The sequence below is a fragment of the Streptomyces sp. NPDC055078 genome, from assembly GCF_053607985.1.
In genome coordinates this window covers 1-15,784 of sequence record NZ_JBSGUP010000127.1, presented here as the reverse complement: position 1 = coordinate 15,784, position 15,784 = coordinate 1, and the positions used below count along the sequence as shown (strand labels likewise).

General features: G+C 72.4%; 13 protein-coding genes and 1 pseudogene. 10 read left to right on the top strand and 4 right to left on the bottom strand.

Going from position 1 to position 15,784, the window contains the following annotated elements; translation table 11 throughout:
• The 4 genes from ACWF94_RS13980 to ACWF94_RS13965 form a co-directional block, all read left to right on the top strand.
• On the top strand, positions 1-249 hold a 249-nt coding region (locus ACWF94_RS13980; RefSeq protein WP_453487583.1), incomplete at its 5' end, for a winged helix-turn-helix domain-containing protein.
• Positions 236-2,449 carry a sensor histidine kinase gene (locus tag ACWF94_RS13975; RefSeq protein ID WP_453487582.1) on the top strand — a complete coding sequence of 738 codons (2,214 nt, stop codon included), beginning with the start codon at positions 236-238 and terminating at the stop codon, positions 2,447-2,449. The genes ACWF94_RS13980 and ACWF94_RS13975, both read left to right, overlap by 14 nt.
• Before the next feature lie 134 nt (positions 2,450-2,583).
• Entirely contained in the window at positions 2,584-3,060 is a 477-nt protein-coding gene (locus tag ACWF94_RS13970) for a hypothetical protein (protein ID WP_453487581.1), read from the top strand.
• A gap of 395 nt (positions 3,061-3,455) precedes the next feature.
• Positions 3,456-4,061: a class F sortase gene (locus ACWF94_RS13965; protein ID WP_453487585.1), complete on the top strand. Its 606-nt coding sequence runs from the start codon at positions 3,456-3,458 to the stop codon at positions 4,059-4,061.
• A gap of 36 nt (positions 4,062-4,097) precedes the next feature.
• Here ACWF94_RS13965 and ACWF94_RS13960 read toward each other — a convergent pair whose 3' ends face one another.
• Entirely contained in the window at positions 4,098-5,735 is a 1,638-nt protein-coding gene (locus ACWF94_RS13960; RefSeq protein ID WP_453487580.1) for a tetratricopeptide repeat protein, read from the bottom strand.
• A 116-nt stretch (positions 5,736-5,851) separates the two neighbouring features.
• On the opposite strand from ACWF94_RS13960, the gene ACWF94_RS13955 reads away from it, so the two are divergent.
• Positions 5,852-7,219, top strand: coding sequence for an FAD-binding oxidoreductase (locus ACWF94_RS13955; RefSeq protein ID WP_453487584.1), 1,368 nt, complete (start codon positions 5,852-5,854; stop codon positions 7,217-7,219).
• A 144-nt stretch (positions 7,220-7,363) separates the two neighbouring features.
• Positions 7,364-7,744: a VOC family protein gene (locus ACWF94_RS13950; protein ID WP_453487579.1), complete on the top strand. Its 381-nt coding sequence runs from the start codon at positions 7,364-7,366 to the stop codon at positions 7,742-7,744.
• Between the two features lie 133 nt (positions 7,745-7,877).
• Here ACWF94_RS13950 and ACWF94_RS13945 read toward each other — a convergent pair.
• Both ACWF94_RS13945 and ACWF94_RS13940 read right to left on the bottom strand, forming a co-directional pair.
• A pseudogene (locus tag ACWF94_RS13945) lies at positions 7,878-8,327 on the bottom strand (SsgA family sporulation/cell division regulator); the annotation flags it as partial.
• A 163-nt stretch (positions 8,328-8,490) separates the two neighbouring features.
• Positions 8,491-9,159 (bottom strand): hypothetical protein, encoded by a 669-nt coding sequence (locus tag ACWF94_RS13940; protein WP_453487578.1) that lies wholly within the window; start codon positions 9,157-9,159, stop codon positions 8,491-8,493.
• Positions 9,160-9,575: 416 nt separating this feature from the next.
• Here ACWF94_RS13940 and ACWF94_RS13935 point away from each other — a divergent pair, with 416 nt between their 5' ends.
• Complete coding sequence (locus ACWF94_RS13935) at positions 9,576-11,018, top strand: RDD family protein (protein WP_453487577.1); 1,443 nt, start codon at positions 9,576-9,578, stop codon at positions 11,016-11,018.
• A gap of 224 nt (positions 11,019-11,242) precedes the next feature.
• Positions 11,243-11,977, top strand: coding sequence for an RDD family protein (locus ACWF94_RS13930; RefSeq protein WP_453487576.1), 735 nt, complete (start codon positions 11,243-11,245; stop codon positions 11,975-11,977).
• A 43-nt stretch (positions 11,978-12,020) separates the two neighbouring features.
• Here ACWF94_RS13930 and ACWF94_RS13925 read toward each other — a convergent pair whose 3' ends face one another.
• A complete protein-coding gene (locus tag ACWF94_RS13925; RefSeq protein ID WP_453487575.1) occupies positions 12,021-12,317 on the bottom strand; it encodes a hypothetical protein in 297 nt (98 codons plus the stop codon).
• A 493-nt stretch (positions 12,318-12,810) separates the two neighbouring features.
• Here ACWF94_RS13925 and ACWF94_RS13920 point away from each other — a divergent pair, with 493 nt between their 5' ends.
• Together ACWF94_RS13920 and ACWF94_RS13915 are read left to right on the top strand one after the other, a co-directional pair.
• Positions 12,811-15,237, top strand: coding sequence for an immune inhibitor A domain-containing protein (locus ACWF94_RS13920; protein WP_453487574.1), 2,427 nt, complete (start codon positions 12,811-12,813; stop codon positions 15,235-15,237).
• 123 nt (positions 15,238-15,360) lie between these two features.
• Positions 15,361-15,729: a hypothetical protein gene (locus ACWF94_RS13915; RefSeq protein ID WP_453487573.1), complete on the top strand. Its 369-nt coding sequence runs from the start codon at positions 15,361-15,363 to the stop codon at positions 15,727-15,729.
• Positions 15,730-15,784 lie beyond the last annotated feature (55 nt).

The window sequence follows — 15,784 nt, the reverse complement described above, 5'->3', positions numbered from 1 at the left end:
CCCGGGGAGTTCCGCATCCTCGCGGCGATGGCGGCGGAGCCGGGCCGGGTCTTCAGCAGGCAGCGGCTCCTGGCGGAACTCCACGGCTTCACCCGCTATATCGGCGACCGGACCGTGGACGTCCACATCATGAACCTCCGCAAGAAGATCGAGCCCGAGCCGAGGCGCCCGGCCCGGCTTCTCACGGTCTTCGGGGTGGGCTACAAGCTCGCCGACCCCGCCAAGAAGGCCGGCCATGCGGGGTCGTAGGGCGCCCCGGGACGGTGACGCGGGGGCGCCCCGCGAGCCCCGGGACGCTGACGCGCGCGGCGGACCCCGGGACGGTGACGCGGGGACGCTCCGGGACACTGACGCGCGCGGCGGCGGCAGACGGCTGCCCCTGCGCAAGAGCCTGCTGGGGCGGCTGCTCGCCGTCTCCGCGCTGGTGGCCGCCTGCTCGGTCGCGGCCACGGCATGGCTCGCCGTACAGACCACGTCCGGCGCGATCAAGCAGGAGCAGGGGCAGACCCTCGCCGACGACGCCCGGATCTACGAAGCCCTGCGCGGCTATGCCGCCACCCACCCACAGTGGGACGGCGTCCAGCGGACCGTCGGTGAACTCGCCCGCGAGGACGGCCGCCGGATCGCGCTGACCACCTCGGACGGACGGCCCATCGCGGACTCCGCCACCGGGCCCGCGCCGCCCGCCCTGCCCTCCCACGCCTCGGCCGTCGTCGATCCCCTCTCCTCGGAGACCGCCCTCGCCCCCGCCGTACAGCAGCGGGACGGCGGCGACACGGCCGATGACATCGACCCGCGCGCCGTCGGCCCGTTCCTGCTGCCCGCGGCCGAACGCGCGCGGCTGCGCGGGCTCGCCGCCCGGGCCCAGAGCTGTCTGCGGGAATGGGGAGTGACGGCGGACATCGACAACGACACCCCCAGCGGACGACCCCGCCTGCGGATCGTGGGCAATGACGACGACAGCGTCGAGGACACCCGCTGTTCGCTCGCAAGCCTGGAAAAGCCCACGGCGACGGAGGCCAAGGCCCTCGCCGCCCTCAACAAGCTCTCCGACGCCTGTCTGAAGCGGCAGGGCCGTAAGGGTGTACGGCTGGGACTGGATCTGTCCTGGCGGCCCACGGGCAGGGAGGCGACCGCCGAGGTGCCCCGCGGAGTCGTCCGGGTACCCCTCCCGGCCGACCTCTCCGAGCCCCGCGTCTCCCCCGAGGCAACGGTCCGCCCCGGTGCTGGCACCGGCTCCGGCACCGGCCCCGGCTCCCGCGACCGGGTCGACGACCGGGCCGTGGCGTCCTGCGTGGACAGCGCCCGCAAGGAGCAGCTCAGCGCGTACGTCTCCGCGCCCGCGCTGCTGTTCATCGGCGACGGGACCACCGACCCCGGCTTCGACCTCTCCCCGGCGAACACCGCACGCATCGCCGGAGTCGCCGCACTCGTGCTCGCCCTCACCGTCGGCGCGTCCCTGCTCGCCGCCACCCGGCTCGTACGTCCGCTGCGCGCGCTCACCGGTGCGGCACAGCGGATGAAGGACGGCGAGCCCACCGCGCCCGTACCGGTCACCACCGACAACGAGATCGGCCGGCTGGCCGCCGCGTTCAACGACATGACCGCCCACCGCGCCCGGCTGGAGTCCCAGCGCCGGGCCATGGTCAGCGATGTCGCCCACGAACTGCGCACCCCGCTGAGCAATATCCGCGGCTGGCTGGAGGCGGCGCAGGACGGCCTCGCCGAACCCGACCCCGCGTTCGTCTCCTCCCTGCTGGAGGAGGCGGTGCAGCTCCAGCACATCATCGACGACCTCCAGGACCTGGCGGAGGCGGACGCCGGGGCGTTGAGGCTGCACCCCGAGCCGGTCCGTATCGAGGAACTGCTCGGCCAGGTCGCCGCCGCCCACCAGGCCAGGGCGGAGACAGCGGGCGTGACCCTGGGGGTGTCCGTCCCCGCCGGGGTGCCCGTCCTGACGGCCGATCCGGTCCGGCTGCGGCAGGCCGTGGGCAATCTGGTCTCCAACGCCGTACGCCACACCCCGCGCGGCGGCACGGTCACCCTGCGGGCGCGCTCATCCACGGCCGGGGACGGACTGGCGGTGGAGGTCGCCGACACCGGCGCCGGTATCGCGGCCGGCGACCTGCCCCATGTCTTCGACCGTTTCTGGCGGGCCGAGAAGTCCCGTAACCGCCGCACCGGAGGCAGCGGCCTGGGGCTGGCGATCGTCCGCAAACTGGCGGAGGCCCACGGCGGTTCGGCCCAGGCGCGCAGCACCGTGGGGGAGGGGTCCGTCTTCACCCTCCGGCTCCCGGCCGGCCCGAAGGCACCGGCGGGCACCCCCGCCGGGCGCCCTGCCGGAACACCCGCCGAACCCTCTGCCGTAACACCCGCCGGGCACGCTGCCGTAACACCCGCCGAAACCCCCGCCCGAACCCTCGCCGAAACACCGGTGGATCCGCCCTGATACCGGCACCACAGCGATCTGACAGGTTCTTCATAACTCCGGTCCAGCCTGGCTCTCATGCCGGGACGCACGCCCCAGCGCGACGGCGCCCCGTCCCGGTACCACCGAGACCCAGTTGGAATGGAGCCGTCCCTATGTCCCACCGTCTGTCCCTGCGTGCCCTCTTCGTCGCCACCGCCGCGGTCGGCGCGGCGATCGTCCCGGCGGCCGGAGCGTTCGCCGAGTCCTCGCCCACGCCCGTCCCGCCTCGCGTGGAGCGGAAGACCGTCTCCCCGAGCGACGGCGGTGCCAAGCCCTCGGACGGCGTCGTCAAGGAGCGCGCCGATCTCGCACGCGGCTCCGGCGAGGGCGTCCGGGTGATACCGCGCGGCGGTGTCGCCGCCGGTGACAAGCCGTCCCCCGCCCGGGAGCGTGCCGCGAAGGTCGTACGGCTCGGTGACGCTGCCGTCCCGCGCGGCGGTGTCGCCGCCGGTGAGCGGCCCACCGAAGGCAGCACGGCCGGCACCGGCAACACCGCCGCCGTCGTCGGCTCGGCCGCCGGTTTCGCGCTCCTCGCGGGCGTGGGCACCGTCGTGATCCGCCGCCGCGCGGCCGTGCGGCACCACGCCTGATCCCCGGCGGCCGATGCCCGGTGGCTGACGCCTGACCCGTTACGCGTGCGCGCGCCGCGGACGGGTGGAGGCCGATGTCCGTCGTCGGCCGCCGCGCCGTGCTCGGTGTACCGAGCCGGCGCGCAACACCCGATCACGGCCGGCCCACCACGGCGGGGCGGCCGAATCCAGCGCCGCGGTGGCACCGGCAGCAACCCTCCGCGCGGTGCCACCGCGGCCAGCCGCCCGACCCTGGAGCCCAGATGACTCGTACGCACAACCAGAACCACCAGAACCACCAGCACCGCCGACACAAACAGAACCACCAGAACCACCCGTACAGCCAGAACCATCAGCGCTGCGGGCCAGGCCGGTACCGCCGCCACCGGGGGGCCCTGGTCGTTCTGGCCCTCGCCATGGCCGCGACCGCCGCCACCGGCTGTTCCGGCGACACCGGTACCAGCACCGGCACCAGCACCCGCGCGGACGCGAACCGGTCCGCCGAAGCGCCGCCCTCCGCGACCGATGGCGCCCCCGCACCGGGGGACGGCAAGGCGGCCGGGGCGGGGAAGGGGTCCGCCCCGGCCCCCGTCCAGGTGAGCATCCCCTCCATCGGGGTGACCAGTTCGCTGATGCGGCTCGGCCTGAACAAGGACCGGACCGTCGAGGTCCCGCCCCCGGAGAAGGGCATGACGGCCGGGTGGTACTCCGGCGCCGCCGTGCCCGGTGAGCCCGGGGCGTCCGTGATCATCGGTCACAACGCCACCAGGTTCGGCAAGGCGGTCTTCCACGATCTGAAGAAGATCGGCAAGGGCGCGGAGATCGCTGTCCGCAACTCCGCCGGAAAGACCGCGCGCTTCGCCGTCACCGGCACCGAGACGGTGAAGAAGAACGCGTTCCCGACCCAGAAGGTCTACGGCGGCACGAACGGCCGTGAACTGCGGCTGATCACCTGCGACGGCGGTTTCGACGCCCAGGGCCACCCGGTGGACAACCTCATCGTCTACGCGACCCTGCGCTGACCCCGGGGGCCCGGCGGTCCGCCGGGCGGCAGCCGGTCAGACACCCACGGGCTTCCCCGTCCCGCTGCCGCCCGGGCTCCCCGTACCCCCGGAGTTCCCGGCGCGGCCCGTACCCCCCGTACCGCCGGACGGTGACGGTGACGGTGACGGTGACGGGGAGGGGGAGGGGGAAGGGGAGGGGGAGGGGGAAGGGGAGGGGGAAGGTGACGGTGACGCGGCCGGGGCCGGGCGCGCGGGGCGGGCCGGCGCCTCGTCGTCGCGGTCGTCGCGTTCGGCCTCCGTGCCACCCCCGTCCCGCTCCGTCATCCTGCGCGGCCCGCCCGCCGGTGGCTCGCCGAGCGCCTCCAGGGCTTCGCGCGCCGCAGGCGCCAGGAGGGGTGAGAAGTACGGGTTGATCCGCAGCGCCTGCGCGAGATGGCGGCGGGCCGCACCGTACAGCCGCAGCGCCCGCTCGATCTCGCCCCGGTGGTAGAGGAACAGGGGGTCGCGCCGCCCCTCCTTCGTGGCGCGTACGGCGTACGGGAGGGCCTCCTTCACCCGGCCCGACCGGAACAGCGCCCACCCCAGCGCGTCCGCCGTGTCGTTGCCGCGCACGCCCCCTTCCCATACGCCGCGCAGCCGCCGGACCGCGCCCGCCGGGTCACCGTGGTCGGATTCGTACCGGCCGAGGACCAGGTCCACCTTGACCCCGCCCGCCGCGGCCTTCTCGGCCGTCGAACGCAGCAGCGCGTACTGGGTGACGGCGTCCCCGTTCAGCCCCAGCGACTCGTACAACTCGCCCGTCTCCAGGGCGTATTCGGGCAGCGGACTCCTGGTCAGCGCCGCCTGGTAGTCGCGCAGTGCCTCGTCCGGGCGCCCCAGAGCGGCGAGCGCCCGCCCACGGGACACCAGCGCGGGGTGGAGGCCGGGGTCCAGTGCCAGCGCCGGGCCGTAGCTGTCGATCGCCTCCTGCGGCTCGCCGCGCTCCCAGGCCAGCTCGCCGAGCCGGTGCAGGGCCGCGGCCTTCTCGGCGGGGCCCTCGGCGCCGGCGACCGCGTCGTACGCGTTCGCCGCCGCGTCCTCGCGCCAGCCCCGGTCGCGGTAGAAGCGGGCGGCCAGGGTGCGCGACCGTGGCCCCTCGTACAGCGCTGTCAGCTTGTCGAACGCCTTGCCCGCGGCCTGGTGATCACCGAGACCGCCGTACGCGTCGATCAGCGCGGGATACACCGCCCACCGCCTCGGCCGCTGCTGCTGGGCCCGCCGAGCCCAGTCGCGGGTGGCGGTGTGGTCCTGGCGCGCGCCCGCGAGCGCCGCGAGCCCGAGCAGCGCCTCCGTGTTGCCCCGGTCCGCCGGAAGGACGGCGAGCGAGCGCCGCAGCGCGCCCTCCGCCTTAGGGAAGGCCGTCCACTCCGCCAGCCGCGCGCCCCGCTCGGCGTACGCCGTCCCCAGCACCGCCCATGACTCCTCGTCCCGGGGGTGGGCCCGCAGCCAGCGCTCCCGGTCGGTGATCAGCGCGGTCAGATCGGTGAGGGCCGCCGGGGCGCCCGCCGTCGTGGCGGCCCGCGCCCGCGCGGCCGGACCCGGCGTCGGCCGCTGACCGCGCTCGCCGCCGGGTAGGAGCACGATCACCCCACTGACCAGCGTCGCGGCGACCAGCGTGCCGACCACGGCGTTCTTCAGGTGTTCGCTGTTCATGGCGCTCACTGTGCGCCAGCGGGCAGTCCATACGAAGAATGCTCAACCGACCCGCGCGGTGGAAGGGGGCCGGGTTCACACCGATGGCCCCCGGGTGCGACGCTCGGATCATGAACGTGAACGATCTCCTCGAACGCCTGCGCGCCGACCTGCCCGCCGAAGCCCTGATCACCGATCCCGATGTCATGGCCTCCTACAGCCGTGACATGGCGAGCTTCTGCGATGCCGGCACCCCCGCCGTGGTCGTCATGCCGCGTACGGTCGAGCAGGTCCAGCAGGTGATGCGCACCGCGACGGAGCTGCGCGTGCCCGTCGTCCCGCAGGGCGCCCGGACCGGGCTGTCCGGCGCGGCCAACGCGTCCGACGGCTGTGTGGTGCTGTCGCTGACGAAGATGGACCGCATCCTGGAGATCAGCCCGGTCGACCGGATCGCCGTCGTCGAACCGGGAGTGGTCAACGCCGATCTGTCCCGTGCGGTCGGTGAGCTGGGTCTCTACTATCCGCCGGACCCCTCCAGCTGGGAGTCCTGCACCATCGGCGGGAACATCGGCACCGCGTCCGGCGGGCTGTGCTGTGTCAAGTACGGGGTGACGGCCGAGTACGTCCTCGGTCTGGAGGTCGTCCTCGCCGACGGCAGACTGCTCTCCACCGGCCGCCGCACCGCCAAGGGTGTCGCGGGCTATGACCTGACCCGGCTGTTCGTCGGCTCCGAGGGCAGCCTCGGCATCGTCGTCAAGGCGATCCTGGGGCTGCGGCCGAAGCCGCCCGCGCAACTGGTACTGGCGGCGGAGTTCGGCTCGGCGTCGGCCGCGTGCGACGCCGTCTGCGCGATCATGGAGCGCGGTCACACACCGTCACTGCTGGAGCTGATGGACCGGACGACCGTACGAGCCGTCAACGCCATGGCGAACATGGGCCTCCCGGAGACGACCGAGGCCCTGCTGCTCGCCGCGTTCGACACCCCCGACCCGGCGGCCGACCTCGCGGCGGTCGGTGAGCTGTGCGTCGCCGCGGGCGCCACCGAGGTCGTCCCCGCCGACGACGCCGCCGAGTCCGAACTCCTCCTCCAGGCACGCCGGATGTCGCTGCCCGCGCTGGAGACCGTCAGATCCGCCACGATGATCGACGATGTCTGCGTACCGCGTTCGAAGCTCGGCGCGATGATCGACGGCACGGCAGCGATCGCGGAGCGGTACGACCTCACCATCGGCGTCTGTGCCCACGCCGGTGACGGCAACACCCACCCCGTTGTCTGCTTCGACCACGCCGACCCGGACGAGTCCCGGCGTGCCCGGGAGTCGTTCGACGCGATCATGGCGCTCGGTCTGGAACTCGGCGGCACGATCACCGGCGAGCACGGGGTGGGCGTACTGAAGAAGGAGTGGCTGGCGCGCGAACTCGGGCCGGTGGGACTGGAGTTGCAGCGGGGTATCAAGCAGACCTTCGATCCGCTGGGCATCCTCAACCCGGGCAAGCTGTTCTGAGACACGCGGCTCGATTGCCCCTCGTCCCGAAGGCGGAACGACGGCTGGTCCCCGCGCCCTACGGCCAAGGCCCGATGGTCCGGGCACGGCCACCCCTTCTACGGTGGAAGCACGGATACAGGCGACACCGATGAAGGAGGAGCCGTGCCGGCACGACTCGACCACACCATCGTCCACAGCCGCGACCGATTCGCCGGGGCCCGCTTCCTCGCCGGACTGATCGGCGAGCCGGAGCCCAAGCCGTTCGGGCCGTTCGCGGCCCTGCCCCTGGCGGGAGGCGTCACCCTCGACTATCTCGACGCGGAGGGCGACATCGTCTCGCAGCACCTCGCCTTTCTGGTCTCGGAGGAGGAGTTCGACGACATCTTCGCCAGGATCACGGAGCGTGAACTGCCCTACTGGGCCGACCCGGCCGCCACCCGGCCCCAGCAGATCAACCACCACTACGGGGGCCGTGGGGTGTACATCCTCGACCCGGACGGCCACTCCCTGGAGTTCATCACGCACACCTACGTCGCGGACTGAGCGGCCGGCGTCAGCCATCGCCGTCCTGGGACTCGTCGGCGGACAGGGGAGACCTGGGCGACTTGGATTTGGTGGACTTGGTGGACCTGGGCGACTCGGTGGACCTTGGAGACCCGGGGGCCTCCTTGCCGCCCGCCGGGTGGTGCCCCCGGGCCCAGAGACCGTCGGACTCCCGGGGCGAGAGCAGGGCGGCGAGGCCGTCGTCCAGGTCGAGCCGCCCGTACTCGGAGCCCGGGGGGAGCACCCGCAGCGTCCGCTCCAGCCAGGCCGACACCACGGCGGCGGACGCCTCCAGCAGCGCGTCGCCGTCGGGTGAGCTGAGCGCCATCAGCACCACGCTCTTGCCCTCGACCTTGGTCGGCCAGATCCGTACATCCCCGTGCCCGCACGGCCGGAACACGCCCTCGACGAGCAGTTCACGGGCGAAGGTCCACTTCACGGGGTGCTCGGAGGCGATGTGGAAGGTGATGTGCACGGCGTACGGGTCGTCCGTGCGGTAGGTGAGCCGGGCGGGCACGGGGACGCTCCGCTCGGGCGACAGCACCAGTTTGAGTTCGAGTTCGCGTTCGACGACGGAGTGCATGGGCTTCTCGCTTTCCTTGTCCGTACGGGCCGTCCGTACGTGCCCGGGGCCGGGCTCTGCAAGGAGAGAGCGGGGTGCCGCGCGGTTATGACGCGACTTTCATCAATAACTTTCTGTGACCGGCATCGTGCTTTCCGGTGTCCGCTTCCGGTGGTCCGCCGGGCTACTTCTCGATCCGCTCCTTGAGGCCCTCGATGAACTCGATGGGCAGCAGCACACTCGCCAGCAGGGCGCCGAGGAGCATCAGCAGGGCGATCACGCACCCCACCATCCAGGTGAGCGCCGTCGCCCCGGAGTCGGCGCTGGACTTGCGTACATCGACATTGACCATCTGGGCCACCAGGGACACATCCGTGACCGGGCCGTCGAGCAGTACGGAGTAGGTCACCCGCTGCGCCCTGCGCAGATACGCGGGGGCGATGACCACCTTGTTGCCGGCGGTGGACGCGGCGGGCGGCGGCACCGACGCGAGCGAGCTCTTGGAATCGAGCAGAGCCAGGATGGGCTCGCCGAGGTCCAGCTCCACCGGGGTGCCGTTGTGGAACATGGCGCTGACGATGTCCCGGCGCCCCTCGTTGACCAGCTGCACATCGGCGACGTGCGGGGCCGTGAGCGCCACGCCGTTGTGGGTGACGGCGAGGCCGGAGCCCGCCGAGGCGTGGTTGGCGAGCAGTTTGGTGGTCGAGCTGATCCGGTAGCCGAGCCGCAGCTTGGGGTTGTTCGCCTTCAGCGCGGCCCAGGCCGCCAGGACGCCGACCCCGAGGGTCACCCCGATCCCGACGATGGTCCACAGGATGGAGTTGGAATACCACTCGCCTGCCAGTGTCATCATGACTCCCCCGAGTGAACGGCCGTGCTACCTGGGGCATATGACTATCGCGACAAGCGCTCACCTGCCAACCTCACGGCGGCGGTACGGGGTTGCCTCGCCGCCCCGCCGCCCCGCCGCCCCGCCGCCTCGCCGCCCCGGCATCGGCGGGCCCGCCCCCTCGTACGGGCCCACCCCTCGCCCGGGTCCGCCCTGCGAATCCGGCTGAGCCGTGGCCGCCCCGGTCGGCGAGAGCCGCGCGCCGGGGCGCCGACCGGATCGCGGCCGGTTGGCCGACCGGTACCCCGTCCGCCGAGTCCGGACAAGCGGAACGTCCCCGGATCGGGGCGGTTACCGCCGGACTCGCCCGGGAGTGTGCGCGGGTCTGATAGATGTGGAGCCCTGAATTGAGGCTCTCTAGGAGATACGGGACCACGGTGATGAGCGCCCCAACCCCGGCCGGCGGCGACGGAAGTCCGGCCCCCGGCTACTATCCGGATCCGAGCATTCCGGGGTATGTCCGGTACTGGAACGGCGCGTCCTGGGTGCCGGGTACGAGCAGGCCCGCGCCGAAGTCGGGGGAGGCGATGCCCGCGACGCCCGGGCAGACGTCCCGTCAGACATCCGGTACCGCCGCGCCGGCCCCGACCCCCGCACCCCCGGCCCCGAGCCCCGCCGGCCCCGCGCCTTCGCAGGTGGAGGAGACCGGGCCGGTCTTCCTCGACGAAGAGCCGTCCGACGAGCCGTCGCGCCCGGAACCGGCGACCGCGTGGCAGGCGAACACCTCGCGGCAGACCGGTTTCGGCGGGGAGCGGGACAACCGGGTCTCGTGGGGCGGTCAGGAGCCCCGCGTCCCGGGAACCGCCCCCGATCCCAGGGTGCCCGTGCAGGGCCCTGACCCGACCGGTGGGGCGCTGCCCGGCGTACGGCCGCGTACGCCCGGCGAGGGGGGCGAACCGGCGGCGGAGGGCGCGGGCGGCGTCCGCCCGGCGACGCCGGCCCCGGCCCGGGCAGCCGCCCAGCCGCAGCCTCAGGTCCGGGTGCCGTCTCCGGCCCGGCAGCGGCCTCCGGCGGAGGGCACCATGGCCATCCGGGCCCAGGGCACCGGCCGGCCCGTACGGCCCGACCAGGCGGGCGCGCTCCCGGCCGCGCCGCCCGAGGCGGAGGCCGACCAGGCCCTCGTGGTCAGGTCCATGACGCCCCCCGCGCAGCCCCGTACCCCCGACGCGTCCCCGCAGGACCCCGTCACCGCCGGGCCCGGCGGCGGTTCGGCGTCCTGGGCGCAGCAGGTGCACCGGCTCGCGCAGCCGGGTGACGCGGGCGGCGGTGAGCCGCCGGTGGTGCCGTGGAAGCCCCCGGCCGACGATCCCTTCCTCCAGGCGGCCCAGGCCCACGCCGCGGCCCGCCCGGCGCCGCTCGGCAAGCGGTTCGCCGCCCGGGTGATCGACACCCTGGTCCTCGGCGCGCTGGTCGGGGCCGTCGCCGTACCGGTGGTGTCCAAGGCCCTCGCCCATGTGGACGACAAGATCGAGGCGGCCAAGCAGTCGGGCACCACGGTCACCGTCTGGCTCGTCGACGGCACCACCGCCGTCCACCTCGCGATCGTCCTCGGCGCCCTGCTGGTCCTCGGTGTGCTGTACGAGACGGTGCCGACCGCGAAGTGGGGCCGTACGCTCGGCAAGAAGCTGTGCGGGCTCACCGTGGTGGACATCGAGTCGCACGGTCCCCCGTCCTTCGGGGCGGCCCTGCGCCGCTGGCTGGTCTACTCGGTCCTCGGCGTCGTCGTGGTCGGGGTGGTCAATGTGCTCTGGTGCCTGTTCGACCGGCCGTGGCGGCAGTGCTGGCACGACAAGGCCGCGCACACCTTCGTCACCCGAGGCTGAACCCCGGCGGCGGCTGAGACCGGCGGGGCGGCCGCAGTCGGCGGCGGCAGATCGCGGCGGGCGGCCGCAGCCGCCGGGGGCTGAATCCGCGTCCGGGACCCGCCGGCTGAGACGGCATCGGGCTGATCCGGCATCAGCAAGATCCAAACGAGAGGCCCTAAGGGGGTCCCCCGAACGGCGCGCGAGCTTTTGCGGGGGCCCCGCAGCCGGGATGCACTGCCCTCATGAGCAACGATCAGCCGCCGCCACCCTCCGGACCGGGGGGCCCCGACGACGACCCCTTCCGCAAGCGGCCACAGGAACCCACCCCGCCGGGCGAAGGGGGTGGGCAGGGACCGCCGCCCGGTTCCCCGTACGGCCCCGGCGGGCAGGGCGGCGGCCCCTACGGCAGCAGCGCCGGGGGAATCCCCCCGTACGACCCCAACGCCCCCGGCGGGCCCTATGGCGGCAGTCCCTATGGCGGCGGTCCCGACCCCCTCGCGGGCATGCCGCCGCTCGCCGACTTCGGCAAGCGGTTCGCGGCCCGGGTCATCGACGCGCTGATCGTCTTCGTCCCGCTGTTCCTGCTCTCGCTGATCTTCGGCGGCTGGGACGTCAACGCCGACAGCGGTGACGACTGGGACGACATCGCCAATCAGGTGAACACCGGCAGACAGTGGGTCTGGTCGCTGCTCTCCCTCATCGCCTACGTCGGCTACGACACCCTGATGGTGAAGAAGAACGGCCAGACCATCGGCAAGCGGCTGCTGAAGATCAGGGTCGCCATGCTCAACGACGGCAGCGTCCCGGACACCCGCTCGGCACTCCTGCGCGCGGCGGTGCTCTGGGTGCCCGCCCTCGTCTGCTGCTTCTGCGTCTGGTGGCTCGTCATCATCATCACGATCCTGGCCGACAAGCCGTACAAGCAGGGGCTGCACGACAAGGCGGGCAGGACCGTGGTGGTGATGGCTCAGCAATGAGGGGATCGGGACCGGGACCGGGCGCGGGCGCGGCGAACGGGTGTCAGCGGCGGGAGTGCTCGCCGACCCCGGCGGGCTCGCGCGACGCGGCCACCCGGGCGGTGAGCCCGTCGACCGGGGCAGCGGGCCGACCGCCGTGGACCGGCCGCCGCACGGTCCGCGCCGCCGCCCGGCTCATCGGCAGGGCGGTCGCGACCAGCAGACCGAGCGCCATCGAGGCCACGCCGACAGCGGCGACCCCGAGGCCGTTGGTGGTACGGGTGAACAGGAGCAGGGCGAAGGCCGAGAAGATGACGGTCGCCGAACCAGAGGCGAGCTGTGCGGCAGTCGGACGCGGCATGTCGGTATCCGTCCTGGGGGCATGTCGGGACATGAACGGGGGGATGTCTCTCAACGCGGTCGCACTGACATATGACTCTACGGGGCTGGATGCCCTCACGGAACCACGGTAAGCGTGACCTCACACACGGTGCCGGAGCATAGGGGGCGCACAGAGTCATTTGCCCAGCCAGCTGGCCGATTCCATGCGCCCGCCCACCGTCTCTCCATCGCCTGCCCGCTGTCGGATCGCGGGTCGGATCATGGGTCGGATCGCCTCAGGGCCGCGCCCCGTCCGCAGCCCCGTCCGCCGTCGGCTCGCGGCTCGCCCGCCGCCCGTCCGCCGTCCGGATATCGGAACTCGACGTCTGCATAGTGCAGTTGGATTGGCCGAGTCAAGGACTGTCTTTTCTTCTCCGACTACGGTCGAATGCCGTCACTTGTGACGCGCGACGACCTCCTCGGACAACCCCACAGAGTCCGCAGCGAAGGCGCGCGGGGGAGGACACCATCAAGTGACCACGAAGCGACGGACGATCAGAGCGTCCGCGGTGATTGTCGCGCTCGCCGCGACCACCGCGGCGGCCTCGGCGTTCAGCACCGCCCAGGCCGGTACCGGGCACGTTCAGAGGTCCCCGGCACCGGCGGCCGTCGAACGCCAGGACCCGGCGCCGCAACAGGGCCATGCCGAGCACGACCTCGACGGCCCCTTCAGCAAGCAGCAGGAACAGCGGCGCGCGGCAGCGCTGGAACAGGTCATATCCGGGGAAGCGACCGTGCAGCAGCGCGGCGCGTCCAGGGTCGTGAAGCTCGACGACCGCAAGTACGTCGAGCTGGGCCGGGAGAAGACCGACAAGATCTTCACGATCCTGGTGGAGTTCGGCGACAAGGTCGACGACACCACGATGTACGACCCGGACGGGCCCGAGGGCCCCGAGCCACCGGTCAGGAAGTACGGCGGCACCCCGGGCCCGCTCCACAACCGGATAGCCGAGCCGGACCGGGCCGCCGACAACTCCACGGCCTGGCAGCCGGACTACAACCGCGCCCACTTCCAGGATCTCTACTTCGGCTCGGGCAAGGACAGCGCGGGCAAGCCGAAACAGTCCCTGAAGACCTACTACGAGAAGACGTCATCGGGCCGCTACTCGGTCGAGGGCACGGTCTCCGACTGGGTCAAGGTCGACTACAACGAGGCCCGCTACGGTTCCAACTACTGCGGCGACTCCAACTGCGCCAACGTCTGGGACACCGTCCGCGACGGCGTCACCGCCTGGGTCGCGGACCAGAAGGAGCGGGGCCGTACCGACGCGCAGATCAAGGCGGACCTGGCCGCGTACGACCAGTGGGACCGCTACGACTTCGACGAGGACGGCAACTTCAACGAGGCCGACGGCTATATCGACCACTTCCAGATCGTCCACGCGGGCGAGGACGAGTCGGCGGGCGGCGGCGCCGAGGGCGCCAACGCCCTGTGGGCGCACCGCTGGTACGCGTACGGCACCGACGCGGGCAAGACCGGTCCCGCGGCCAACAAGGCGGGCGGCGCCCAGATCGGCACCACCGGCATCTGGGTCGGCGACTACACCATGCAGCCCGAGAACGGCGGCCTCGGAGTCCTCGCCCATGAGTACGGGCACGACCTCGGACTGCCCGACCACTACGACACCACCGGCGGCGGCGAGAACTCCACCGGCTTCTGGACCCTGATGTCCTCGGGTTCCTGGCTCGGCACCGGCAAGGGTTCCATCGGCGACCTGCCCGGTGACATGACCGCCTGGGACAAGCTCCAGCTCGGCTGGCTCAACTACACCAAGGCCAAGGCGGCGACCAGGTCCACCCACACCCTGGGGGTGGCCGCGTACAACACCCGCCGGCCGCAGGCGCTCGTCGTCGAACTGCCGAAGAAGCCGGGCACCACGACCGTGGTGAAGCCGTCCGAGGGCTCCCGGCAGTGGTGGAGCGACATGGGCGACAACCTCAAGAACACGCTGTCCCGCCCGGTGGACCTCACCGGCAAGGCGTCGGCCTCCCTCGAACTGTCGGCCTGGTGGGCGATCGAGAAGGGGTACGACTACCTCTACACCGAGGTCTCCACGGACGGCGGCACCAGCTGGACGCCCGTCGACGGCACCGCCGACGGCAAGCCGATCACCCGGGACGCCAGCGACCGGCCCGCGCTGACCGGCGCGTCCGGCGCCCACCGCAAGCTCGCCTTCTCCCTGGACGCGTACGCGGGCAAGAAGATCGACGTCCGCTTCCGCTACCGCACGGACGGCGGCGCGGCCGAGAAGGGCTTCACCGCGGACGCGCTCACGGTCAAGGCGGACGGCACGCCGCTGTTCACCGACAACGCCGAGGGCGGCGACGCGGGCTGGACCGCGAAGGGCTTCTCCCGGATCGGCGAGTCGGTGACCAAGGAGTACGAGCAGTACTACATCGCCGAGAACCGCCAGTACGTGTCGTACGACAAGACCCTCAGGACCGGCCCGTACAACTTCGGCTTCAAGGCGCCGAAGGACTCCTGGGTCGAGCACTTCCCCTACCAGAACGGTCTGCTGATCTGGCTCTGGGACGCCTCCCAGCGGGACAACAACACCAGCGTCCACCCCGGACACGGCCAGGTGCTCCCGATCGACGCCAATCCGGCACCGCTGAAGTGGGCGGACGGCACGCTGATGCGCAGCCGGATCCAGTCCTTCGACTCGACCTTCAGCCTGCGGCCGTACGACGGTCTCACGCTGCACCGGGCGGACGCCCCGACGCGGATCAAGGCGAAGCGGGGCAACCCCGTCTTCGACGACCGCAAGGGGGTCTACTGGTACCCCGAGACCCCCACGGCGGGGGTGAAAGTAACTGACACCAACACCAAAATCTCCGTCGTGCGTGAGTCCAGGAGCGGCGAAACGATCACGGTGAGGGTTGGTCCGTCGACCAAATAAATCGCATCATTGCAGGTCAGAGCTTGATCGGCCGTCGCCCTCTAGCGGGCGGCGGCCGATCGTGTTTAGGTGCGTGGTGCCAGACCGTTATTGACAGACCGTCTCACGGGGGAGTGGTGCCGGATGCCCGGCGGAGGTTTCAGCAGATTGCCGAACGGAAGCGTGGTGGTCGCTCTCAGCCTGCCCAGCCCGCTGGGTGACGGCGGCACCGCCCGCTTTCTCGTCCTTGCCGCGAACCGTGCCCGCGCCCTGACCAGGCTGCGGAACCTCGGTATGCGCGCGGTGTACCTCCGGGGGAACTCCGAGCCCCCCACCCCCGACGAGATCACCGCCGTGCTCCACCACCCGGACGGCCTCCTCTGGCGCACCCAGCCCCAGTCCGGCCAGGAACTCTGGCACCCGATCCGCACGGCCCCCACTGCCGGGCACGCCCTGCGGGGCGTGTCCTCAAACGCCGGACGGGCTGGCAGATCCAGCCCCGCCGGCGTTTGAGGCGCGGGTCTGGGGCGGAGCCCCAGCAGGGGCCCGCGCCGTCGCGCACGCCCTC